This is a genomic window from Marinobacter sp. ANT_B65, from assembly GCF_002407605.1.
Taxonomy (GTDB): domain Bacteria; phylum Pseudomonadota; class Gammaproteobacteria; order Pseudomonadales; family Oleiphilaceae; genus Marinobacter.
The window spans coordinates 1,663,352-1,685,881 of record NZ_NXGV01000001.1; the positions used below are offsets into that span (position 1 = coordinate 1,663,352).

The following is a 22,530-nucleotide window of genomic DNA, read 5'->3' on the forward strand; positions in this document are numbered from 1 at the left end:
GCCAAGGTTACATGCAGGGGCGATAGCGTCCTTCGTGAACCTTTACGCGGTCAATTTCAAAACCATCAAATTTTCTCACGTAAACATTCTCACCAGCCTTCTCAAACACGCTACAGCCACCACGATGCCCGTAACCCACGTTGGTGCAGAATTCTCCGTCTTTTACCTCCCAGGTTCCCAGATACCTTGTATAACCTGATACCTGTTCAGCTCGCTTGTCCTGGCCATAAATTTTGCCGTCGTCCGAAAAGTACTCATAAAACGTGTGTCGGCATTCCCCGGCTTCCCGGTAATCAGCTTGCAAAGTATTGCCTACAAGCAACTCTCCAATCTGCTCTCCATCGAGAATTTCCTGGCTGAAAGCAACACTGGAAATTGAAAACAGGAGTGCCAATACACTGTAAGTAAGGATCTGTTTCATTTCTTTTCCTCAAGCGTGGATACGTAAACTGGAGTATAGATCAGCTGTACGACTTTGCTATCCAGGGAACCGATGATGTTAATCAACTGCACAGACTGACTCGCTATGGTGGATTGGAACCAGCGGATTTAATATGTGAAGACAGACAATCACAGCATCGATGATCATCACCGGTGTATGAATGCGGGATTCCCTTTCTCACCAGGTCAGCAGAATACCTACTGCCTGTTCAGACTCAGAAACAGCGATGGGTGGCGAAGATGCAGAAGAAAAAAATCATTACAGCGATCGTGCCGCTGGTTGTCATAGCCATCATCGCGGTGTTCTGGTGGAAAAACGGCCTGAATGTGAATGATGAATCGACCTTGCACCTCTACGGCAATGTAGACATCCGTGAGGCGCAACTGGCGTTCAACAGCAGTGAGCACGTTTTCGAGATCCTGGTTCAGGAGGGGGATCGGGTTACCAAGGGGCAGCTTCTGGCCCGTCTGCACACCGAATTACTCGATGCACAATTGGCCGAGGCGGAAGCGGCACTCCGTGCTCAACAACAGACCCTGGCCAAACTTGAGGCGGGGAGTCGACCAGAAGAAATCCGCAAGGGACAGGCCGAGTTTAATGCTACACGCGCCACGGCAAAATCAACCAACGACAGCTACGATCGCATAGCCCGCTTACTTGAGAAAAAAATGGCCTCTCCCGAAGATGTAGAGAAAGCCTACTCCCTCGCAGATGCCGCCAAGGCTCAGATGGAGGCATCAAAACAGGCTCTGGCGTTATTGCAGGCCGGCCCCCGCGAAGAAGACATCGCCGTAGCGCGCGCTCAACTGGCAGCTGGTGAGGCACGGCTGGAACTTGCGCGGCAGCAACTGGAAAACGCCAACCTCTATGCACCTGCTGACGGTATCATCCGCAAACGTATTCTTGAGCCTGGAGATATGGCCTTCCCACAAACGCCCGTACTGACACTGGCATTTATAGACCCGGTCTGGGTGCGGGCCTATCTGCCAGAACCGATGTTGGGCCGGGTGGCGTTAGGGGTAAAGGCACTTATTTCCACCGATAGCTATCCCGACAAAACCTACGAAGGTTGGGTAGGCTACATTTCCCCCACCGCCGAATTCACACCGAAAAGTGTACAGACACCGGAACTGCGTATCCGGCTGGTCTACTCGGTCAGGGTCTATGCCTGTAACCGCCAGGAAGAGCTGCGCCTGGGGATGCCGGCAACCGTTACGATTGAACTCGACCAGACATTGTCTGACATTACCGCTAACCACTGCGAGCCATAGGGGTGGGTACCGCCGCACTCACGTTTGCAGCTGTCAGTAAAGCCTTCTCCAGTGGTGGGCGACAGATCCTGGCGCTGGAGAATATGAGTTTCAGTATCCAGCCCGGCCGGGTAACTGGTCTGATGGGGCCGGACGGAGCGGGAAAAACAACTCTTATGCGTCTCGCCGCAGGCCTGTTAGTACCGGATACGGGTAACATTCGGGTATTGGGTATCGACGCAGTCGCCGAGCCATTGTCAGTTCAGTCCAGCGTCGGTTATATGCCGCAGCGGTTCGGTCTCTATGAAGATCTCAGTGTGCAGGAAAACCTGGACCTCTATGCTGATTTACAAGGTGTTCCAAAGGCGGAGCGCCTGGCCCGTTATACAGACTTGATGCAGATGACCGGCCTGAGCCCCTTTACCCGCCGGCTGGCGGGTCATCTTTCCGGGGGAATGAAACAAAAGCTGGGTCTGGCCTGCACACTCGTACGTTCGCCACGATTGCTTTTGCTCGATGAACCCACAGTTGGCGTCGACCCTGTGTCGCGCCGTGAGCTATGGCAGATTGTGTATCGTCAGGTGCAGGACGCAGGCATGAGCGTGTTACTGAGTACCGCCTATCTGGATGAAGCCGAGCGCTGTGATGAAGTAGTACTGATTCACGAGGGCAAACTGTTAGGGCAGGGTGAGCCGAAAGAATTCAGCCATGCAGTAGCCGGGCGCACCTTTAAAGTGACCGCCAGCGGACTGAAACACCGACGCTTACAGGAACAGCTGAGCCGGGCGCCCGGCGTACTGGATGCGCTAATTGATGGCGAGGCTGTGCGCCTGGTGATGACAAGCGCTCAGGCACCCTCGCCGGAAGAGCTTTTGCCAGGGCAGGCAGATGTTCACATCGCACCAGTGGAACCGCGTTTTGAAGATGCGTTTATTGCGCAGTTGAAAACCCGCCGGCCTGAGTCTGAAGAAACTCTTTCGCTAAAGCTGCAGATACAAGCCAGCGATGGAGATGAGGTCATCCGGGTAAATAAGCTGCAACGCCGTTTTGGTGATTTTATGGCGGTGAATAATGTGAGTTTCAGCGTTCGCCGGGGGGAAATTTTCGGCCTTCTGGGAGCGAACGGCGCCGGTAAATCAACCACATTCCGTATGCTCTGTGGACTATTGCCGGCCAGTGGTGGCGAACTGGCAGTAGCGGGGCACGACCTCCGTCGCGCAGCTGCCAGAGCAAGAAGCCGTATTGGCTATATGGCACAGAAGTTTTCACTTTATACCAACCTTTCGGTGATGCAGAACCTTCGTTTTTTCTCCAGCGCTTATGGCCTGCGAGGGACACAACAAAAAGCACGTATTGACTGGGCATTGACTACATTCGAGCTGGAGCCATTCCATAATGCCAATGCCGGGGATTTGCCGTTGGGCTATAAACAGCGCCTTTCCTTTGCTGCGGCGCTGATGCACGAACCCGAAATCCTGTTTCTCGACGAACCCACTTCCGGGGTTGATCCGCTCGCACGGCGGGAATTCTGGGCCCGTACCAACGCATTGGCAGAAGCCGGTGTCACGGTTCTGGTCACGACACATTTTATGGAAGAAGCCAATTATTGCGACCGGCTGGTGATCATGGCTGAAGGCGAAGTGCTGGCCGCGGGAACACCTCTTGAGATGAAAACCCAGGCACGAACAGCGAAACACCCAGACCCTAGTATGGAAGATGCCTTCATTCAGTTGATTGAGCAGCACCAGCAGAATCCGGGGATAACTGGATGACATCGCTTGCCGGAATGCGCCTGTGGGCGATGATTCGTAAAGAGAGCCTGCAGGTCCTGCGTGATCCGTCCAGCATTGCCATAGCCTTCATTATGCCTGTGGTACTACTCTTTCTTTTTGGCTATGGCGTCTCGCTGGACGCAAAACATATACCGGTGGGTATCGTTATTGAACAGCCGGATACGACAACCCAGTCCCTGGCCGGGGCTTTTGAACGTTCCGAATTTTTTAGCCCCCAGTACTTTACTGTCATCCAGACAGCTCAGCAGGCACTGAAGGAACGCAGGATCGACGGCATTGTATGGCTGCGCAATAACTTTTCTGCCCGGTTATTGTCTGGCGGTGAAGCGCCCATCGGCGTCATCGTCAACGGCGTGGACTCCAATCAGGCCAATATCACCCAGAGCTACATCCAGGGCACCTGGCAGGCATGGCTCAGCCACTATGCTGAAAGCCGTGGCAAGACACTGCAGATGCCGGTGAGCCTGGAACAGCGTGTGTGGTTCAATGCAGCCTTATCCAGCCGTATGTTTCTGGTGCCGGGTTTGATCGCTATCATCATGACCCTGATTGGTTCGCTGCTTACAGCCATGGTGGTAGCACGTGAATGGGAGCGTGGCACCATGGAGGCACTTATGGTAACTCCGCTACACCGGCTCGAGATACTGGCAGGCAAGCTGATCCCTTATTTTGTGTTGGGCATGGGAGGGATGCTGTTCAGTGTAGCCCTGGCCGTGTGGCAGTTCGATGTGCCTCTGCTTGGGTCCTTCTGGGTACTGATGCTCAGCTCGGCGCTGTTCATGTTAGTGGCACTGGCGATAGGCCTGCTGATTTCCATCGTCTCGAAAAATCAGTTCGTAGCAGGGCAGCTAGCCATAATTGTCACGTTCCTGCCTGCTTTTATCCTGTCTGGTTTTCTGTTCGACATTAATACAATGCCAGGCTGGATACAGCTCATCACTCATTTAGTGCCGGCACGCTATTTCGTTGCCATCCTGCAAACGCTGTTTCTCGCGGGTGATGTGTGGCCGGTAGTCCTGGCCAACATGGGCGCACTGCTTATTATGTCGTTGTTCTTTTTCACACTGGTGTGGCGGAACTTCCGCAAGCGGCTGGAGTAAGGCATGTATCCAAGACAGATTTTTGCTCTGGCCATCAAAGAGTTTCTTGCTCTTTTGCGCGACAAACGCAGCCGCTTTGTCATCATCGGACCGCCTCTGGCGCAATTGCTGGTGTTCGGTTTTGCCGCGACCTATGACCTTAATAATGTTGCAGTGGCAATCTATAACGAGGATCGGGGCGGGGCGGCTCGGGAATTGGTCAGCCGCATAGAAGGCTCGCCAAATTTTGAGGTTGTTGCTTACATCGACCATGACAGCGAAGTTGCACCGCTCATCAATAACCGGGATGTTCTGGTAGTACTGCACATTGGCCAGAATTTCAGTTCCGACCTGGTAAAAGGTACAACGACCCCCCTGCAAGTGATACTGGATGGCCGCAATTCCAACACTGCAATGATCGCCATGAACTACCTGCGCAATATCGTGCAGGATTACAACCTTGGCTGGCTGGCATCGCAGGGTGAAAGTGGCCTGCAGGTAACCCTTCAAACGCGATCCTGGTATAACGAAAACCTGCAGTCGCGCTGGTTTATCGTGCCCGGTATTGTCGGCCTGCTTACTCTGGTCGTCACACTTCTGGTGACGGCGTTGTCCGTGGCGCGTGAGCGGGAAAGCGGTACCTTCGACCAGCTACTGGTAACGCCTCTCCGGCCGGTGGAAATTCTCATCGGCAAGGCCATTCCCGGTATTGTCATCGGCTTGCTGGAAGCCACGCTGATCATTGTATTGATGGGTATTCTTTTCGATATTCCGTTACGCGGGAGCCTGGGGGCGCTTTACCTCGGTATTGTCTTGTTCCTGCTATCTGCGGTGGGGGTGGGCCTGATGATCTCGGCCATTTCGGTTACTCAGCAGCAGGCTGTTTTGGGAGCGTTTTTGTTTCTGGTTCCTGCAGTCATCCTTTCCGGGTTTTCCACTCCGATCGCGAATATGCCAGAAGTGGTCCAGTGGTTGACCTACCTTGATCCACTGCGGTATTTCCTGGTGATCGTACGTGGCGTCACTCTGGAAGGTAATGGGTATGCGTTACTGATCAACCAATACTGGCCCATGGCCGCGATTGGCGCGGTAACGCTGACACTGGCTGGCTGGTTGTTCAGGCACCGGATGTATTGAAAGGCAGATACGCAGCCCGCTTTGAAATTTGCGGGCTGCATGCCCTATATCAGGCTTTCGGGTAATTCTGGGGAAACAGTTCACGCCTGGCGGCTTCATCACGTTCCGTTTTGAAATCCAGGTCCTTACCTACTTCCCGAGCCTTTGCAGCGGCAGGGCGGCTGTTAATACTGTCAAACCAGCGCTGCAGATTCGGGAAATTTGCCATAGCTTCCGCACCCAGAATAAAGGGCCCTTTGTCGATCCATCCCCAGGCCGAGATATCCGCAATACTGAAGCTGTCGCCAACCAGGAACTCACGGTTTTCCAGATGCTTATCAAGCACCTCGTAATGACGCTCAGTTTCCCGCTCGTAGCGATTGATCGCATAATCAAGCTTTTCAGGCGCGAAGTGTTTGAAATGAACCGCCTGGCCAGAATAGGGGCCGACGCCGCTGGAGATGAACATCATCCATGACAGGAGTTCGGCGCGATCCTGGGGAGTGCCGGCTAGCTGGCCGGATTTCTCTGCCAGATAGAGCAAGATTGCCGTGGAATCGAAAACCCGTACGCCGTCGTCATCAATTGCAGGCACTTTTCCGTTGGGGTTAATACTGCGAAACGCGGGTAAATGCTGCTCGCCTTTCAGGGTGTCGACAGGCACCAATTCATAAGGCAAACCAGTTTCTTCCAGGTAAAACGCAACCTTCAGGGGATTCGGTGTCGGGTGAAAGAATAACTTAATCATATCTGTGCCTCCCATATTATTGAATGATCATTCAAACACTTCTTGAGTGATCATTCAAGTTAGTTGACAGCAACTCAGAGCTTTTATTTTAGAAACGATCGGTCTAATATATTGATCATGGAAACTAAACAGCCGACACGCCCACGCCGTGGGAGACCCCCGAAACACCGTGAAGATCTTATCAACACGCGTGAACTGCTATTGCGTGGAGGGCTGGAGGTACTGACAGAAAAGGGCTTTACCGGAACGGGGATAGACGAGATTCTTGGTCAGGTGGGAGTTCCAAAAGGGTCTTTCTATCACTACTTCAAAAGCAAAGAAGCTTTTGGCCTGGACCTGATAGACCATTACGGCCGTTTCTTTGCTCACAAGCTTGACCAGCATCTTCTCAATACCGAGCTTTCGCCACTGTCCAGATTGCATGCCTTCGTTGATGATGCAGCGGCCGGCATGGCCCGCTTTGAATACCGTCGTGGTTGTCTGATAGGTAACCTGGGGCAAGAGATGGGGTCTTTGCCGGAAAGTTTCCGTGATCGGTTAAGAGCAACATTTGAAGACTGGCAGGACCGTTTCGCCCGATGCCTTGAAGAAGCAAAGAAAGCCGGCGAATTATCAGAAAAGGTTGATACAAAACGCACAGCTGAATTCTTCTGGATTGGCTGGGAAGGGGCAGTGTTGCGTGCAAAACTGGATCAATCTGATACGGCACTTAATGTATTTGCCGAAAGTTTCTTCGCCAGCCTGCCAACACAATAAATTTTTTATCTTTTAATAGACGATCAGTCTAAATTGGGAGAAAAGGTTATGTTCAGAGGAATACTGATAGAAAAGAACGACGACCAGTACGGTGCCTCGATCAAAGAGATAGATGAGGCGCAATTGCCGGAGGGTGATGTAAAGGTTCAAGTCACCCATTCAACGCTCAACTATAAAGACGCACTGGCAATTACTGGCAAAGGTGCCGTGGTACGTAAGTTTCCCATGGTTCCGGGTATTGATCTGGCGGGCGTGGTGGAAGAAAGCTCTCACCCCGATTATAAAGCCGGAGACAATGTTTTACTGAATGGCTGGGGCGTAGGTGAGGGCCACTGGGGTGGTCTGGCACAGAAAGCGCGCTTGAACGGAGATTGGCTGATCCCTCTGCCGGAACAGTTCACACCAGCCCAGGCTATGGCCATTGGCACGGCGGGCTACACGGCAATGTTGTGTGTACTCGCACTAGAGCGCCATGGAGTAAAGCCCTCTGATGGCGACATTCTGGTTACAGGGGCTACCGGGGGCGTTGGCAGTGTTGCTGTAGCCGTTCTGGCAAAGCTCGGCTATTCAGTGGTTGCAGTTACCGGGCGCTCACAAGACTCAGTTTATCTGAAGCATCTGGGCGCTACGGAAATCCTTGATCGTCTGGAATTTTCCCAGCCAGGTAAGCCCTTGGGTAAAGCCCGCTGGGCTGGTGCAGTAGATGTTGCCGGGGGACACGTGCTGGCAAATATCTGCGCCACAATGAAGTACCGGGGCGTTGTTACTGCCTGCGGCCTGGCAGCAGGCATGGAGTTTCCGGCAACTGTTGCACCGTTCATTCTGCGGGGTGTCACCCTGGCCGGCATCGATAGCGTGATGTGCCCACGGCCGGACAGGCTTGAAGCCTGGCAGCGCCTGGCTACAGACCTGGATCTTGAGAAGCTGGGCCAGATAGGCTCCGAGATAGGGCTCGATGAAGTTATTTCCTCCGCCGAGAAGCTCCTGAACGGGGAAATCCGGGGCAGGGTCGTTGTGGATGTAAACAGATAACCAGTGTAGGCCAGTGTGCTGACAGCACACTCAAAGTATTTTTGAGGAGATCGTTATGACATCAGATAAATTGCAATCAATCAGCCGTTTTCCCGTTCCAAGTCTGGATGAAATGCCTGAAGATATTCGTGCAAGAATCGAAGCCGTGCAGGAAAAATCCGGGTTTATTCCAAACGTTTTTCTGGTGCTCGCCCACAGGCCCGATGAGTTCCGCGCTTTCTTTGCGTACCACGATGCACTGATGGAAAAGCCAGGAAATCTGACCAAGGCTGAACGTGAGATGATAGTCGTCGCCACCAGTAGTGCTAACCAGTGTCAGTATTGCGTGATTGCCCATGGCGCAATACTTCGCGTACGCGCAAAGAATCCGCTAATCGCTGATCAGGTAGCCACGAACTACCGGAAAGCCGAAATCACCGAGAAACAGAAAGTCATGCTGGATTTTGCCATGAAGGTTTCCCGACAGGCAGAGTTTGTAGGCGAGCAGGACTTCGAGTTACTGAAATCAAACGGCTTTGATGAAGAGGATATCTGGGATATCGCCGGGATTTCAGCGTTCTTCGGATTGTCCAACCGTATGGCCAATGTGACAAACATGGTGCCAAACCCAGAGTTCTACTCAATCGGTCGATAGAGCGGGAAGTCCTCTTATTCACGAAGCCGGTTGGCCGGTCGGGATTGCATAGTGATCCCGGCCGGCTTTTCAGCAGAAGAGCATGTGGACGTTATTGGTGAAAAATATCTGATCCTCATACTCCATTTAACATAATATACATTATGCGCAGTAGAGTATTGGAGCAGCAGCCGTATCTTCGGGGAGCACCGGCTGTGGTAACAGGCGGAACGGCTCTCCCTCGACGCTCTCACACAGACAAAGCGCAATGGCGCTCAAAATACAGCGCGGAACGCAACGACACAGATTAGCCATCTCAAAGTTGCTGCTAACAGGCGCGCTTGTGCTCCGACAATCTGTCTCGCCGCAACCCGGAGGCTCTCGCCGGACGACGACAGTTATCCGTTTAGGGTTTGACGAGTGGCATCCAGCAACCAAGAGTCACTGCGCCACCGTACCTACCTGTTGTGTCGGCCTGGCAGAATCTTTCAGGGAATCCTGCTGGACGTTTTTTTCAAGCAAGAAAGAATCGCCCAGGCTGCTGGTAGCCTTGCAGGATGATCCTGTTCGCTTCGGTTATGGCGATATCGTCTGTTGTAACCAGGATATGGCGTGATTGCTGGATTACCGGGGATGGTGCCACCTCGAAAAGCAGAACGCATATCCAGGGTGCCATCCGTCCTTTTTCCGGGACATGGGTGTGGACCGTCTATGGGACATGAAAGTGCACCATAACAGAGTCGAAGCGCTCCAATGCCGGCTTGTAGAGCGCGACACGGCTGGCAGCTGAAAACAGGAAAGCAATACTGGAAATAGCAACAAAAAAGAGGCTTTACACAATGTCCAATATTTGGGAGTATTGGACATTACAGCAACCTATTCAGAGTACCCGTAGCGAAAGGCAAACTGCATGAACTCCAGAGCCAGCTTCCCCGGCTTTCCTTTATTTGACACCGCCGATCTCATCCACGAACAGGCGGACCTGGCACTGTATCCCGACTTGCAGAAAGCCCTGGGGTCACTCCCGATACCCCAGCAAGCAGCCCTGGATGACTTTCATATCGCCCTGAAGTTTCTCGCCAAATACAGCGATGTATCAGGTACATTCAACCGTTTTCGCAGCGAAATCCAGCGTTTTCTCAACTACACCTGGCAGATTGCCAAGCGCTCCCTTGCCCAGGCCGACTCTGACCTTGTCAGCAGTTACTTTACCTTCCTGAAAACACCCCCAAAACCATGGATCTCCTGCGGCATTTACGCCGGGTTCGTCAGCAAAAATGGCCAGCGCCGATTCAACCCCCAATGGCGCCCTCTGGCATTGCGGTCAAAAGACCCCAAAGCCCCCTACTCCATGACGCAGGCGAGCCTGAATGCCAGCCGAACCGCGCTGCAGACCTTTTTCAAATACCTCCTGCTTCATGATTTCCTGCGGCGGAACCCCCTGCTGGATGTAAGAAAGCGGGACCGTAATGCCAAGCCCAATATGAATTCGGATAAAGACGAAAATGTCCGTCGGCTGACGGACTGGCAGTGGTCTTACTTGCTGGAGACGCTGACCGATCTGGCGAGCAAGGATGCCCGCTACGAGCGCCATCTGTTTGTGATCGTTACCATGAAAAGCCTGTTTCTTCGGGTCAGCGAACTGGCGCCCAGGCCCGTAGATCGGGGCCAGCTGAGAACGCCCACCTTTGGTGACTTCCGGCGCATCATCATTAATGGAGAGTCTTACTGGGTCTACTCGGTGTTTGGCAAAGGCGACAAAACCCGCCAGGTGACTCTCCCGGATGCCTACATGGATTACCTGAAGCGGTGGCGCAACCATCTGCAGCTCACCTCCCCCCTGCCCGTTCCCGGCGAAACCACGCCAATTCTGCCGTCCAAAAAAGGCAATGCCATTGGCAAAAGGCAGGTACAGCGCATATACGAACAGGCCATGGTGGCCACTGCGGACAGAATGGAAAAGGAAGGCTTCCAGGACGAAGCCAAACAGATCCTGGCCATTCGCTCCGAAACCCACTATCTACGCCATACCGGCGCAAGCCAGGCCATTGAGGCGGGAGCCGATATCCGTCACATCAGCGAAGAGCTGGGACACGCCAATGCCACATTCACTGAATCCGTATACGTCAATTCAGAGCAGGCGCGCCGCCGTACTGAAGGGCGGAGGCGGCTGGTTTGAAAAATGTGAGGCTCCCCCGTCAGCTATGGTGGCCTCGGGCTCAAGCTGGTGTCGCAGGCACCGTATAGCACACAAGGCCAGCCGGGTAAGTAGGCCGTGTTTGGCACACTCCGCGCGCTCAATAACTAAGTGCAACACCCTCTGATCGAGTAAGGTGTTGTCATGAAAAATCACTACCACCACCTCAGCACAACAGACCGTGTCACACTCATGCTGATGATGCGTCAGGGAGCCAGCCTTCGGGCCGTCGCTCGTGAGTTGAAGTGTTCTCCCAGTACTTTGAGCCGGGAGTTGCACTTGGAGTTGGCGACCGCCCACTTACGGACAATAATCATATTGCGCTGTTGATTATTGCTGTTTTCCAACGAGATTTTACGGAAACTTGGCAGCCGTACCCTTTAAGGTCAATTTTTTTCAAAGCTTTATTATTGGACTTTAAGAGTTTTCTAAGCCATCCCTTAGCTACAAACCCACCCCCCTTTGACAAATCCAATATAAGCTTTTTCATATTTGCATTGCACTTAGAATCAGCGGACAACATATCTTCAACAACATCCAAAGTCCTTTCATTGAAGCTGTTCTTATACAATCTTACTGTTGCATCCTCTCCAATTATGGCAACAATAAGGTCATATAGATTTTCTCTTTCAGACTTGCTCAACATGTCAAATTCCTTTTAACAACTTATTATATTCAACTTGATCAACATTCATCCCGGAAAGCATTAGAATATGCTCAGACATATTTACATCCACTAAAAATGACAAGCACGAATCCACACCACATGCCGTGTAGATTAATTTTCCATTACTTTCCGTTTTAGTTACTTCCGGATTATTATATATTCGCTTCGTCTCCTCCCAGGAATTCCTAAAAAGATCGGCATATGGCTGCGAAAGATTGCTTGTAGATTTTAACCCTAGCGAATACTCTGGATACTCTGAGAGATCAAAATCAGAAGGCAAAGATTCAACACCTTTATCTATTATAAGACCAGACAAAACACTACCATCTGAAAACCTAACAGAAATTGAATCCGACTGAAAAAATATTGCTCCGCCCAACTCTTCTAACGGAATACTAATCTTGAAATAGGGACTGTAAGAAATGACTGTGCTAGAGGTGGAAACAGAGGTAGAGGCGCAACCATATAACATGAACACAAAGACAGTAGACATTAAGTATTTCATTGAAACTCCTTTTTCAAAAAAAATACCATGTTACCACCGCATGGAGCAAGGTTCAAAAAGTAGACTGGACTCACATAACACGTGCGGTACACACGCCTGCGGAATGACGGTGTAAGCGCAATGCGATGAGCGTCTCGACACCTGCATTGCCTATATGCTCTATAATAAAAATACAGGAATTTTTATGGTACGGCTGTTTTTAGGGAGGGTCTGATTAAGGCCTGAATTTGCCGCTGAACCGCTTTTCAACTCGAAAAAAGCGATTCAACCGTCATTCGGGCGTTATTACCCCTTCATTCGTTTGTTTTTTTGCCCGTTTCCCGCCATTTTGGCGAAATTCAGGCGCACTGGCCCTACGCCAGCAGGTATTTTCACCCATTAGCAGGTTGCTGAACACGGCCAGCAAGTGTAGTCGGTTACTGTTTTTCGCCAGGCCATGATAGCGGACTTTGCTGTAGCCAAAGACTTGTTTGATGTACCGGAATGGGTGCTCCACCTTGGCCCGGGCGCTGGCTTTGAGCTTTTCAGCTTTCAACTTACGGTCGTCCAGTTTCTTACGAGCGCCAGGACGCTTGGCAATGAACCAGGATACGTTTTTACGACCTTTATGCTCATCCCGCTTTTGAATCCCAAGGAGACTTATTCAGAGCCTCCTTAAAATCAGCACAGTGCAATACACCCAAACCATCAGTAATAAAATACCGAAAGACACAAAACTATACCCATGAGCTCCACCCTTTAAGCCCGAAATAAACTCCAGGGGGCTTGCCATTCCCATCCAGATCATCCCAACGCCGACCGGAATATCTATAACCGAGAAAACGAAAAACATGAGTAACAGTTTTTTTGTGCCAATATCCGCTAATTTGTATTTGGCTGGATTTTTAGAAATAAGTTGTTTTACCAGATTAAAGCACACCACTAACGATAGTGGAAAAGCGGCCAGATCAAATGGCGAAATTGGAATTTGGTATTCTATCCTTATAAATTCAACAATAGCAGATAACAAAATAACGAAAGAAAAAAATACAAAGAATCTAACAACGTACATCAAGAAGGTCCTTCTTCCCCTTAAAGCTCTCCTTTGAGCCGCCTAACTTACTAATTTCCGAACTACGAGAACTATCGCAACGAGGAGTTCCAAGAAGATAGTAAGAAAAGGCTTCTATCCCTGTGACTGCAGAGCTGTGGTTGTTTCGTTTTGACGCCGCAACCACCCTGGACAATCCAATATAACTGTATAGAAACAGAAGCTTACCCAAGAAAACACCTGCTTTCCACGCAATTGTGTAACATTTTAATCTATGGCATACGTCATCCAGGGGTTAACCCCCTAACGTACCCTCCCACTGGGCTTTGCAGGGTGAAGGCGAAGCCGCAATGGAAAATACATCGCCCTACCTGCGACGGTTATACATTTAGTTCTGACCAAACGGCATATTCATTGCCATTTGGATCACTGAAATGAAAGCGGCGACCACCCGGAAACGAAAAAATACCCTTGATGATTTCGGCGATTTTCAACCCAGTTGTCCAAATAGCTGCACCTAAGCAGCTAATTTATTAAGCTCAACTTCCTGCAATTTGCCAGGGTTGAGCGATACCGAACCGGTGACTTCCCCGTTCCGGGTATTTCCAGGCCAACGCTGTGGATTCCGGAGCTTTGCGCTTTCATAAACCCGTTTCCGATGTGCCAAGCGCTGGAGATCAAAGCCCCGATGCCGAGCGACTGCTTCTGGTGTACGCCATGACCGCCGTCGGCTACGGCGGTACCTTCAGCGTTTACCTACCTGACGCCGATTCTGGAGGATGTCAGCGGATTTGCGTCTGGCATGGTAGGCCTGCTGCTGCTTGTTTACGGCATCTCTGTGGCCACCGGCAATATCTGGGGCGGCCGGCTCGCTGACCGCTTAGGGCCGACCAGGGCGCTCTACATCATTTTCGGTGGCCTGGCCGCCATCCTCTTTGTGCTCACCTTCACGGCCTACAATCCAATTGCCGCAGTCATCACCCTGCTTGTTTGGGGCGCCTTTGCCTTCGGCAACGTACCTGGCCTTCAGGTATATGTCGTCCAGCTCGCCGAACGGTTTACGCCCCATTCCGTTGACGTTGCATCCGGATTAAACATCGCGGCCTTCAACATCGGCATTGCCGGCGGCGCCTGGCTCGGTGGACACGTGGTCGAAGATATGGGGCTGATGAACACGCCCTGGATTGGTGGGGTTATTGTACTGAGCGCCCTGCTCCTGACCCGGATTTCTTCAACACTGGATAACCGCGAACCGGCTACGGCCTGAACCCGGTTGATTGTTTGATCGTCCACAGGAACTGGCCGATTCAGGAGATCCTGAATCGGCTCACCATACTGGACAGGCCATTGGCATTGTCGAGAAGCGTATCAGCTGACACCGAGGTCTCACGCCCTTTTTCACTGGTTTCCTTGGATTTGTCAGAGATAGTCACCAAGCGCTCGGTGATATCCTCGCAGACACTCGACTGCTCTTCCGAGGCAGCGGCAATCTGCTCATTCATTTGCGTAATTTCACCGATGGCAGAAACAATACGATCAATGGCATCAACTACTTCCGTATTCTTTGATAGCGCTTTACCACTTCGTTCGTTCGATTTCCGGATAGATTCAACGGCTGCTTTCGCTTTCGTATCCAGTTGACTGATCATGTCGGCAATTTCTTCAGTACTCTTCTGGGTTTTTTGAGCGAGCCCCCGCACTTCGTCTGCGACCACCGCAAAACCACGGCCATGATCTCCTGCACGGGCAGCCTCAATAGCAGCATTCAGGGCCAACAAATTAGTTTGCTCGGCAACACCTTTGATTACCTCAACCACAGAGTTGATGTTGCCGACACCTGCACCTAACTCTTCTACTTCATATGCAGCGGAAGCAATGTCATTTGCCAGAGCGTTCATTTCTGCGGCGCCATCGGAAACGGTTTGCTTGGACGTCATTGCCTGTTTGTCAGCATCCGATGCCGCCATCGCCGCAGAAGAAGCATTGGATGAGATTTCATTAGCAGCAGAGGTCATTTCAGTAACAGCTGTAGCCACCTGTTCGGTTTCTGCGTCCTGGTCATGTACCAGCAATCCCATAGTTTTCGAGTGGGTGGCGATAGATTCTGCATTCTCACGGGTAAGTTCAGCGTTCGTCTTTACGTCTCTGATCAAATCTTCAAGGAGTTCAAGGAATCGGTTGAAGTGTCCTGCCAGAGCACCAATCTCAAATCTATCGTTAACGCTTATACGAGCAGTAAGGTCTGCATCCCCTTTGGACAGGTCTGCTACAGAACTGGAAATTTTCGCGATCGGAGAGCTGATGGTTCGACTTATTATCAGCCCAATGATTGCAGCACCGATCACTGCGAACAAGGCGATGGATACGAACACAAACTGAGCACTCTCAAGGGCGGACTCTCCTTCTTTCTCAATTTCAGCCAGAACCGCATCAACATCATCGAAATAGAAGCCGGTACCAATAACAAGATTCCAGCGATCCAGATGGATGCTATAGGATGCCTTTGGAGCTGATTCAGTTTCGCCAGGTTTAGGGAACCAATAGATGAAATATCCATCACCACTTTTAGCGCTTTGGACAATCTCACGGACCAGGTAGTTGCCTTTTTTGTCCTGCAAATCCCAGAAGTTCTCGCCAAGACCTTTATCAGACTGACCGAGAACAACCCTGTCTCCTGTCTCGGTATAGCCGAAAACATAGCCACTATCGCCATACTTGAGATTCTTCAGAATCGGTATGGCCTCCTCAAGCGAACCACCGTTCTCGTATATATGAGCAATCGAACTGTAGGACATATCCATCAGCCGCTGAAGCTCGACACGTTTTAGCTCAGTGACGTCTTCCCCCACAGATCCCATCTGCTGATCTACCAGGTTTCGGGTTTGCTGGGTAAAAGAGAAAAAGAGAATAGTCGCAAGCGTAAGAACTGGAAGCAGCGCCAGGAGAAGCAGTCTGCTGCGGATGGAGACAGGCATATCATTTCCTTAAAGTTTCGCCGACTCCATGGCGTCAGTAGTCAGAGCGGAAAGAATATTTTTAATTCTGGCGTGTAACAACTATTAAAATGTATTTGTATGTTAACTTGCTCTCGGAACAACCGACGGCCACAGCCGGGCAAATTTCAGCTGGGCTATGGTCATTTACCAAGATTAATTCTGTGGTTAGACAATGGTAGTCAAAAACCAAAGCACAAAAAATACCCCCACAATGGCTCCAAGCTCGCTCATTTCTTCGCCATCACTCAACCAGTAACGCTTACAAGCCTTAAAGAAGCGCTTTGGCGTGTAAATATTTTTCCTGTAATAGCGCTCGTAATATTGCCGTAGTACTTCAGGCATGGTCTCGTCATCGTATCGGCGCCAAAGCTTCAGGACCCCCAGAAGATCTCTTTTCCGCGCCCAGGCTCGGGTAATAGAGGGGAGCCACTTCAGCGCCACCGAAGAACCAAAATCAATCAGCATAGGTTTGCCGTCTGGCGACACCAGAATATTGCCGGAGTTTCCCACGTCCATATGAGCAATCCCTTTATCATGCAGCTCGCTTACAGCTTGGTAGAGCCGAAAGAAAAATCCATCCGGAATATCACCCTTCCGGAATTGTTCTTTAATAGGGACCCCGTCCACATATCCATAACTTATGGTATTTGAACACGCAGCTTCACGTTTAACCCGCTGAGGCGTGAACGCCACCCCCTGTACCTGCGTAAGCATTCGATATTCGTGTGAGGCGAGCAGTCGAAAATATTGACCCAAGGGGCCCTGCTGGTAACGATAGGTTTTGATTGACCGCTTCTCGCCGCTGGCATTTGTATCGATACAGATGACCGGCTTGTACCACTTCCTCCCGGAAACACTCACCGCCTGACCGGATTGCAGATCAAAACTACCCAATGTCGTGCAATCGCTCTCACTCACCCTTTCACCCTCCTACAGCTTCTCTGTTTTACCTCTCAAGAGGTGGTTTTCGGGGTATTATTGTGCGCTGTCGAGAGGTTTAATAATTCCTTTACCGTATAGTGTCCATCATCCAGTGTGATATTTCGTTCCTTCGCAGTTCCCACCAAATCACTGCCCTGTCTCCCACGCCATACATAAAGCGTCCTCTCCAGACCAAGGCGAGGGAACTTTTGACAAAAGGGGGGGGGTATAAAGAGAACCGCATGATCAACACCGATTATCGAAGCCATGGAGGCCGCCGGCCTATCCTCTCCACCAGAAAATCAATAAACGCCCGCACCTTTGCGGTCAGTACATTGGATTTGGGGTACACCAGCCACAACGCCGGCTCAGCTTCCATCCGATAGTCTGGTAGCACCTGAACCAGAGTCCCCGCTGCCAGTTCCCGGTGAACACTCCACAGGCCATGCAAACCAATCCCCGCCCCCTCCATGGTGGCAATCTTGTAGCTCAGGCCATCGTCGATGATCAGCCGGTTCTGGGAACTGCGGTGCTCCACCTGGGCTTTTTCCCCCTTCGGGCCGAGCAGTGCCACAGAGGTCTGGGATTTGAAGGCAATCAGCTGGTGGGCATGCAGGTCGTCCGGGTGCTGCGGACTTCCCCATTTCTTCAGGTATACAGGGGAACGAGGAATTTAGCACTTTGTGTGGAAACCTGAATGAATGCCCTATTCTAGAATTCACTTTCAATTCGTTTAGCACTTTTTGTTGAATTCGTACTGTAACCTATTGATTCGTGGCTACGGAAATTTAGCACTTTCTGTGGTCGTCCAGATTTTTGGCCCCACAACGAGCCTTCTCATGCGGTTACCTTGAGCTATATCCCGAATCTCCGCATCAATCCGTTTTCAGGGCTGGTTTGGCAAAAACAGAACCGACTGAGACAGTCGGTTCCATAATCGGGTTAATCTCCTGCTCGCCCTATTTTCGCCATAACATCATCGGTTCGGCATTGGGCGAGAGCTTGGTTAATACTATCCAGTCGTTACCACTACCAAGGGCACCCTCAATATACCAATCCATACGCACAAATAAGTCCTGATACCCATCTCGATTGAAGTCCCCTCGTGCGACCTCTACATAATTTACTAGCATTTCATCATACGAAACTTTAACGCTGTGCCCCCCTGATTCTATCAGCGTCAAACCTGATTCATACGAAGCCAAATCACCTGTAAGGCCATCCAAGCTTTGCCCTCCCATATATGGAATAGATGTGGAGGGGAATTTTTTTAGTAGCGAAAAATCTAACTTCGAAGGCCAGAAACTGATAGCGGTTTCTGGTGAATTATAAAATCGCATTGCTGCTTCGCAGTCAGTTTTAAGCAAATCCCAACGAGAAAACTCTCTTTCAGATATTTTACCATCCCCTAATGACGCCACTTCCAAACAGTCATTAACTTCAATCCTATTACCATCAACATCTGAATACGATATATCGAAAACCAGGTCATGATAACTATCACCAATAGAATCTATTTTTTCAAATACGCTCACATTAAACCAACGTGATTCCTGTATTTCTTCATCGACATTAACATTTCCAGCTTGGCACCCAGACAAGCCAAAAGCTGAAACAACAAGTGGAGCGCAGATTGAAATTATTGGCTTCATACCAATGTCCTTATGGTAGTTAACAGTTTCTTTTACTGATTTCGATCGCCAGCTTGCCGGAAAACCGCTTGGCCATGAAATCTTTCTGGGCCTGCACCACATCACGCAGACCATAAGTTTTTGCCACAACTGGCCGGATTTCGTTTCGCTCGATGTAGCCAATGAGGTTTTCGAACACGCTCCTGGGCTGCCAGGTGGAACCGAACAGGCTCAGGTCTTTCAGGTATAAGGTACGCACATCCAGCTCTACAATCGGTCCGGCGATTGCCCCGGAAGCCACATAGCGGCCGCCTCTGGCAAGTATCTCCAGCAAGTCAGGCCACTGCGGGCCTGCAACCAGATCTGCCACCACCTGTACGCTTTCTTTTTCCAGAACATCCAGCAGTGACTGGCCCCGCGCAATAACCTGATCCGCGCCGAACTGCCGGACCTCGAAGAATTTTGATTCACCACATACGGCGATCACTTCAGCGCCCCGACGCCTGGCCAGTTGAATAGCCGCTGACCCGACGCCTCCGGATGCGCCGGTGATCAATATCCGTTCCCCGGATTTCAGGCCAGATTTTTCCAGCATGCCTTCAGCGGTAGAATAAGCGCAGGGGAAAGATGCGAGTTCTGCATCGCTGAGTATGCTGTTTACCGCAAAAACTTCACTGGACCGTGCAACAGCATATTCGGCGTAGCCGCCATTGCATTCGGAACCAAAGGTAATCAGATTGTAGGAGGATGGAGTGTCAGGCGCCTGCTGCATGGGGCGTACGAGCACCCGTTCGCCAGTCCGGCCAACATCAACACCCTCACCTACCGCAACTATGGTTCCACATACATCAGCGCCCTGAATAAGAGGAAAATTCAGGGCCTTGCCAGACCAACTGCCATCGTCCTGACTGGCTGACGCGAACCCGCTGGCAGCGCCCTCCTCCGTTCCTGCTGTAACACCCTTGGAATACCAGCCTGTACGAGTGTTGATGTCCGTATTGTTAATCGCGCTCGCACCGACCCTGATCAGCACCTCACCGGCCCCGGCCTTGGGCACCTCAATGTCTTCCCGGTACTCAAGTTTATCGAAGCCGCCGTGGCCGCTCAGAACCACTGCTGACATAAACTCCGGAATATCGGTGTTGTTCATGGTGTCATCTCCTCGCTCATTCAGAACCCATTGGCCTGATCAATTAATAGCCAGTACCAACGACTGCCATGAATCATAGAATCCGGAAGTGGTTCAATCAAACGAATATTAATGATAGCGTTGTTCAGGTTTTGTGAATCACCAGCTGAGGTTGCCCCCAATGAAACCCTTATTGGACCTGGAACTGCTAAATACCTTCGCTGTGGTTGTGGAAGCAGGCGGCTTCAAAGAAGCCTCAAGTCGTCTTTATCGATCCCAGGCTGCTGTCAGCATGCAGATCAAACGTCTGGAAGAGCATCTGGGCCACAGGCTCCTGGAACGCAGTAACCAGGGCATCCGGCTCACCGAGCCTGGAAAGATTCTGCTGGGTTACATCGAGAGACTGCTGCGCCTGAACAACGAGACCCTCAGTGCACTTAGTCTGGAGCCTCTTAGAGGGCCGGTACATTTTGGAATACCCACAGATTACGCCCAGACGTTTCTGAAACAGTTTATTCCGCGGATTCGGGACGCCTTCCCTGAGCTGGTGCCACGAATTACCTGCGGTCGCAGTCGTAAGCTCCGGGAGATGATAACCACCGGCGAACTGGACATTGCGATCGTCACGGGTGAGCCACAATTCACTCCGGAAAAAAGTCTGTGGTCTGAAGCCTTGTGCTGGTATGCCTCGGTTGGCCTTCAAATCAATGCAGAAGCCAGGTTGCCCGTTGCCTTTCTGGAGAGCGACTGTGCACTCCGGGACCTGGCAGCATCCGATTTGAAACAGTCCGGCCTGGACTATGACCCGGTTTTGACAAGCTCTGACGTGGCGAATCTCTACTCGGCGGTGGAATCAGGGATGGCCATTGCGCTGCTGCCAGAGTCCTCAGTGATATCCTCCAAAGTGCGCCCGGTTCAGCTTGATCAGTTGCCGGGGCAGCGGCAATTGACCATGAATATCATCAACGCAGGCACATTGAACCCCGGTTTTCATGAACCTCTCCAGGAGTGCATACTGGCCGCCGCGCGTCCATCTCATGATCGAGCAGCGGCCGGGGCCTGAACCTATCAAGCTGTCCGTGGAAACGAAAAGTATCCTTTGGCCGCGAACGACGTCTCCTTCACCGAAAGACCGGCCCTAAAAACGTGGTAGGTGCGGCGACCCGCTTCTCTGGTTCCGCTGATGTGCTTACTTCAAAGGTAATATTGGTAACCTCACCCTGGAGGCTTGCCGGAGCCTTTTCAAGAATGATCGGGATTTCCCGTTTCTCTCCGGCTCTTAGCTTCACTTCATCCAGCCCGGACATGTTGATGCCCCCGGCACCAGAGACCCTGATAAAGGCAGATCTCATTTCAGTTGCCTTATTGGTTAGACTGAGCAGGTAACTGTTTTCAATATTTCCCGAGCCGTTATACCGGAAAAGCCCCCTGTCTCTTTCGATCTCCAGCGACATTAAAGGTCGCGTCATCAAAACCCAGGAAAACAGGCCAATCATGGTTACAAGAATGAAGAAGTAGGCAACAAGGCGAGGCCTGATAAGATTCTTCATACCATTATTCAGTTCATTATCACTGGCGTAGCGAACAAGACCCTTTTGGTATCCCATTTTGTCCATAATCGAGTCACACGCGTCGATACATGCGGCACAGCCAATACACTCCATTTGCAGGCCATCCCGGATATCGATGCCTGTCGGACATACCTGGACACACATTTCACAGTCTATGCAATCACCCAGCCCCATAGCAGCAGGATCTGCGTCCTTGCGCCTGCTGCCACGAGGATCGCCACGGCCAGCATCATACGCCACCACCAATGAGTCATTATCGACCATGGAGGATTGAAAACGACCATAAGGGCACATGTGGAAACAGACTTTTTCACGGAACCAGCCGGCATTCACGTAGGTAGCCGCGGTGAAGAAAAACACCCAGAAAAATACTCCCCCTGAAAGTTCTAGCGACAGCAGATCCGGAACCAAATCCCGGATCGGGGTGAAATACCCAACGAAGGTCACTGCAGTCGCAGCACTGATTAACAGCCAGAGACAATGCTTCAGCAAACGCCGAACGGCTTTTTCCTGGCTGAACGCTGCGTCATCCAGCTTCATGCGTTGGCGACGGTCGCCCTCTGCCAGCTTTTCGGCCCATAGAAAAACCCACATCCAGACACTTTGTGGGCAGGCATATCCGCACCAGACCCTGCCGGCAAGAACGGTAATGAAAAAAAGGCCGAACGCGCAGATGATCAGGATGCCTGACAACAGGAAAAGATCCTCCGGCCAGTATGTTGCGCCGAATATGTGAAACTTTTTATCGGCGAGATCCCAGAGAACTGCCTGCCGGCCACCCCAGTTCAGCCAGACTGTTCCGAAATACAGAGCGAACAGCATAGAGCCGGCTGCAATGCGGATCTGACGATAGATTCCCGAAAAGCTTCGCGGATAGATCTTGTCGGATACGTGATTTGGCGGGGAATTCGTTACAACCTGTGTTACCGGGATGAGTCGATTCATTGACCGTTTACCTTCCCAAACGTTATATGGACGTGATTGGCAAAGTATGTCGGTCGCCTGAAAATAGAGACAGGCCCAATTTTTTTAATCTTTATAGGTACAGATTGCG

22 protein-coding genes and 2 pseudogenes are annotated in these 22,530 nt (G+C 51.2%); 11 read left to right on the forward strand and 13 right to left on the reverse strand.

Going from position 1 to position 22,530, the window contains the following annotated elements; translation table 11 throughout:
* Positions 1–7: 7 nt before the first annotated feature.
* Entirely contained in the window at positions 8–421 is a 414-nt protein-coding gene (locus CPA50_RS07745; RefSeq protein ID WP_096781830.1) for a hypothetical protein, read from the reverse strand.
* Between the two features lie 260 nt (positions 422–681).
* On the opposite strand from CPA50_RS07745, the gene CPA50_RS07750 reads away from it, so the two are divergent.
* The 4 genes from CPA50_RS07750 to CPA50_RS07765 are packed head-to-tail and all read left to right on the forward strand — an operon-like array spanning position 682 to position 5,701.
* Complete coding sequence (locus CPA50_RS07750; protein ID WP_096781831.1) at positions 682–1,713, forward strand: efflux RND transporter periplasmic adaptor subunit; 1,032 nt, start codon at positions 682–684, stop codon at positions 1,711–1,713.
* A 2-nt stretch (positions 1,714–1,715) separates the two neighbouring features.
* A complete protein-coding gene (locus CPA50_RS07755; RefSeq protein ID WP_227519529.1) occupies positions 1,716–3,464 on the forward strand; it encodes an ATP-binding cassette domain-containing protein in 1,749 nt (582 codons plus the stop codon).
* Positions 3,461–4,585, forward strand: coding sequence for an ABC transporter permease (locus tag CPA50_RS07760; protein WP_202971741.1), 1,125 nt, complete (start codon positions 3,461–3,463; stop codon positions 4,583–4,585). Before CPA50_RS07755 ends, CPA50_RS07760 begins: the two co-directional genes overlap by 4 nt.
* A gap of 3 nt (positions 4,586–4,588) precedes the next feature.
* A complete protein-coding gene (locus CPA50_RS07765) occupies positions 4,589–5,701 on the forward strand; it encodes an ABC transporter permease (protein WP_096781832.1) in 1,113 nt (370 codons plus the stop codon).
* A gap of 49 nt (positions 5,702–5,750) precedes the next feature.
* On the opposite strand, the gene CPA50_RS07770 is transcribed toward CPA50_RS07765, so the two are convergent.
* Complete coding sequence (locus CPA50_RS07770) at positions 5,751–6,428, reverse strand: glutathione S-transferase family protein (protein WP_096782385.1); 678 nt, start codon at positions 6,426–6,428, stop codon at positions 5,751–5,753.
* A 117-nt stretch (positions 6,429–6,545) separates the two neighbouring features.
* Here CPA50_RS07770 and CPA50_RS07775 point away from each other — a divergent pair, with 117 nt between their 5' ends.
* From CPA50_RS07775 to CPA50_RS07785, 3 genes are read left to right on the forward strand one after another with little or no spacing between them, the layout of a single operon-like run.
* Positions 6,546–7,184, forward strand: a complete 639-nt coding sequence (locus CPA50_RS07775) for a TetR/AcrR family transcriptional regulator (protein WP_096781833.1) — start codon at positions 6,546–6,548, stop codon at positions 7,182–7,184.
* 48 nt (positions 7,185–7,232) lie between these two features.
* Entirely contained in the window at positions 7,233–8,216 is a 984-nt protein-coding gene (locus tag CPA50_RS07780; RefSeq protein WP_096781834.1) for an MDR family oxidoreductase, read from the forward strand.
* Positions 8,217–8,271: 55 nt separating this feature from the next.
* Entirely contained in the window at positions 8,272–8,850 is a 579-nt protein-coding gene (locus tag CPA50_RS07785) for a peroxidase-related enzyme (protein WP_096781835.1), read from the forward strand.
* Positions 8,851–9,343: 493 nt separating this feature from the next.
* Here the strand turns inward: CPA50_RS07785 and CPA50_RS19435 are convergent, their stop codons facing one another.
* A complete protein-coding gene (locus CPA50_RS19435; protein WP_179397164.1) occupies positions 9,344–9,505 on the reverse strand; it encodes a hypothetical protein in 162 nt (53 codons plus the stop codon).
* A 234-nt stretch (positions 9,506–9,739) separates the two neighbouring features.
* Between CPA50_RS19435 and CPA50_RS07790 the strand changes: the two genes are divergently transcribed.
* Both CPA50_RS07790 and CPA50_RS07795 read left to right on the forward strand, forming a co-directional pair.
* Positions 9,740–11,008, forward strand: a complete 1,269-nt coding sequence (locus tag CPA50_RS07790; RefSeq protein ID WP_096781836.1) for a tyrosine-type recombinase/integrase — start codon at positions 9,740–9,742, stop codon at positions 11,006–11,008.
* A gap of 162 nt (positions 11,009–11,170) precedes the next feature.
* The gene (locus tag CPA50_RS07795) at positions 11,171–11,356 is read left to right on the forward strand and encodes a helix-turn-helix domain-containing protein (RefSeq protein ID WP_096781837.1); all 186 of its coding nucleotides are present in this window, start codon (positions 11,171–11,173) and stop codon (positions 11,354–11,356) included.
* Here the strand turns inward: CPA50_RS07795 and CPA50_RS07800 are convergent.
* From CPA50_RS07800 to CPA50_RS07815, 4 genes and pseudogenes are all read right to left on the reverse strand, one after another.
* A complete protein-coding gene (locus CPA50_RS07800; RefSeq protein WP_096781838.1) occupies positions 11,340–11,672 on the reverse strand; it encodes a hypothetical protein in 333 nt (110 codons plus the stop codon). The genes CPA50_RS07795 and CPA50_RS07800 overlap by 17 nt on opposite strands.
* A 1-nt stretch (position 11,673) precedes the next feature.
* On the reverse strand, positions 11,674–12,198 hold the full coding sequence (locus CPA50_RS07805) for a hypothetical protein (RefSeq protein WP_096781839.1): 525 nt from the start codon (positions 12,196–12,198) through the stop codon (positions 11,674–11,676).
* A 376-nt stretch (positions 12,199–12,574) separates the two neighbouring features.
* Positions 12,575–12,829, reverse strand: a pseudogene (locus tag CPA50_RS07810) (transposase); the annotation flags it as partial.
* Between the two features lie 12 nt (positions 12,830–12,841).
* On the reverse strand, positions 12,842–13,249 hold the full coding sequence (locus CPA50_RS07815; protein ID WP_096781840.1) for a hypothetical protein: 408 nt from the start codon (positions 13,247–13,249) through the stop codon (positions 12,842–12,844).
* Positions 13,250–13,924: 675 nt separating this feature from the next.
* Between CPA50_RS07815 and CPA50_RS07825 the strand changes: the two are divergent.
* Positions 13,925–14,495, forward strand: a pseudogene (locus CPA50_RS07825) (MFS transporter); the annotation flags it as partial.
* A 40-nt stretch (positions 14,496–14,535) separates the two neighbouring features.
* On the opposite strand, the gene CPA50_RS07830 reads toward CPA50_RS07825, so the two are convergent.
* From CPA50_RS07830 to CPA50_RS07850, 5 genes are all read right to left on the reverse strand, one after another.
* Positions 14,536–16,203: a methyl-accepting chemotaxis protein gene (locus CPA50_RS07830; protein WP_096781841.1), complete on the reverse strand. Its 1,668-nt coding sequence runs from the start codon at positions 16,201–16,203 to the stop codon at positions 14,536–14,538.
* 186 nt (positions 16,204–16,389) lie between these two features.
* Positions 16,390–17,142, reverse strand: a complete 753-nt coding sequence (locus tag CPA50_RS07835; RefSeq protein WP_227519530.1) for a hypothetical protein — start codon at positions 17,140–17,142, stop codon at positions 16,390–16,392.
* A gap of 259 nt (positions 17,143–17,401) precedes the next feature.
* The gene (locus CPA50_RS07840) at positions 17,402–17,818 is read right to left on the reverse strand and encodes a LysR substrate-binding domain-containing protein (protein WP_096781842.1); all 417 of its coding nucleotides are present in this window, start codon (positions 17,816–17,818) and stop codon (positions 17,402–17,404) included.
* A gap of 286 nt (positions 17,819–18,104) precedes the next feature.
* Positions 18,105–18,797: a hypothetical protein gene (locus CPA50_RS07845; protein WP_096781843.1), complete on the reverse strand. Its 693-nt coding sequence runs from the start codon at positions 18,795–18,797 to the stop codon at positions 18,105–18,107.
* Positions 18,798–18,816: 19 nt separating this feature from the next.
* The gene (locus CPA50_RS07850; RefSeq protein WP_096781844.1) at positions 18,817–19,926 is read right to left on the reverse strand and encodes an alcohol dehydrogenase family protein; all 1,110 of its coding nucleotides are present in this window, start codon (positions 19,924–19,926) and stop codon (positions 18,817–18,819) included.
* Positions 19,927–20,086: 160 nt separating this feature from the next.
* Between CPA50_RS07850 and CPA50_RS07855 the strand changes: the two genes are divergently transcribed.
* Positions 20,087–20,968, forward strand: coding sequence for a LysR family transcriptional regulator (locus CPA50_RS07855; RefSeq protein WP_096781845.1), 882 nt, complete (start codon positions 20,087–20,089; stop codon positions 20,966–20,968).
* A 58-nt stretch (positions 20,969–21,026) separates the two neighbouring features.
* Here CPA50_RS07855 and ccoG read toward each other — a convergent pair whose 3' ends face one another.
* Positions 21,027–22,421, reverse strand: a complete 1,395-nt coding sequence (gene ccoG, locus CPA50_RS07860; RefSeq protein WP_096781846.1) for a cytochrome c oxidase accessory protein CcoG — start codon at positions 22,419–22,421, stop codon at positions 21,027–21,029.
* Positions 22,422–22,530 lie beyond the last annotated feature (109 nt).

Coding starts and splice junctions, on each gene's coding strand:
- CPA50_RS07745 (WP_096781830.1), bottom strand. CDS start 421: ATGAAACAGATCCTTACTTACAGTGTATTGGCACTCCTGTTTTCAATT.
- CPA50_RS07750 (WP_096781831.1), top strand. CDS start 682: ATGCAGAAGAAAAAAATCATTACAGCGATCGTGCCGCTGGTTGTCATA.
- CPA50_RS07760 (WP_202971741.1), top strand. CDS start 3,461: ATGACATCGCTTGCCGGAATGCGCCTGTGGGCGATGATTCGTAAAGAG.
- CPA50_RS07765 (WP_096781832.1), top strand. CDS start 4,589: ATGTATCCAAGACAGATTTTTGCTCTGGCCATCAAAGAGTTTCTTGCT.
- CPA50_RS07770 (WP_096782385.1), bottom strand. CDS start 6,428: ATGATTAAGTTATTCTTTCACCCGACACCGAATCCCCTGAAGGTTGCG.
- CPA50_RS07775 (WP_096781833.1), top strand. CDS start 6,546: ATGGAAACTAAACAGCCGACACGCCCACGCCGTGGGAGACCCCCGAAA.
- CPA50_RS07780 (WP_096781834.1), top strand. CDS start 7,233: ATGTTCAGAGGAATACTGATAGAAAAGAACGACGACCAGTACGGTGCC.
- CPA50_RS07785 (WP_096781835.1), top strand. CDS start 8,272: ATGACATCAGATAAATTGCAATCAATCAGCCGTTTTCCCGTTCCAAGT.
- CPA50_RS19435 (WP_179397164.1), bottom strand. CDS start 9,505: ATGGCACCCTGGATATGCGTTCTGCTTTTCGAGGTGGCACCATCCCCG.
- CPA50_RS07790 (WP_096781836.1), top strand. CDS start 9,740: ATGAACTCCAGAGCCAGCTTCCCCGGCTTTCCTTTATTTGACACCGCC.
- CPA50_RS07795 (WP_096781837.1), top strand. CDS start 11,171: ATGAAAAATCACTACCACCACCTCAGCACAACAGACCGTGTCACACTC.
- CPA50_RS07800 (WP_096781838.1), bottom strand. CDS start 11,672: ATGTTGAGCAAGTCTGAAAGAGAAAATCTATATGACCTTATTGTTGCC.
- CPA50_RS07805 (WP_096781839.1), bottom strand. CDS start 12,198: ATGAAATACTTAATGTCTACTGTCTTTGTGTTCATGTTATATGGTTGC.
- CPA50_RS07815 (WP_096781840.1), bottom strand. CDS start 13,249: ATGTACGTTGTTAGATTCTTTGTATTTTTTTCTTTCGTTATTTTGTTA.
- CPA50_RS07830 (WP_096781841.1), bottom strand. CDS start 16,203: ATGCCTGTCTCCATCCGCAGCAGACTGCTTCTCCTGGCGCTGCTTCCA.
- CPA50_RS07845 (WP_096781843.1), bottom strand. CDS start 18,797: ATGAAGCCAATAATTTCAATCTGCGCTCCACTTGTTGTTTCAGCTTTT.
- CPA50_RS07850 (WP_096781844.1), bottom strand. CDS start 19,926: ATGAACAACACCGATATTCCGGAGTTTATGTCAGCAGTGGTTCTGAGC.
- CPA50_RS07855 (WP_096781845.1), top strand. CDS start 20,087: ATGAAACCCTTATTGGACCTGGAACTGCTAAATACCTTCGCTGTGGTT.
- ccoG (WP_096781846.1), bottom strand. CDS start 22,421: ATGAATCGACTCATCCCGGTAACACAGGTTGTAACGAATTCCCCGCCA.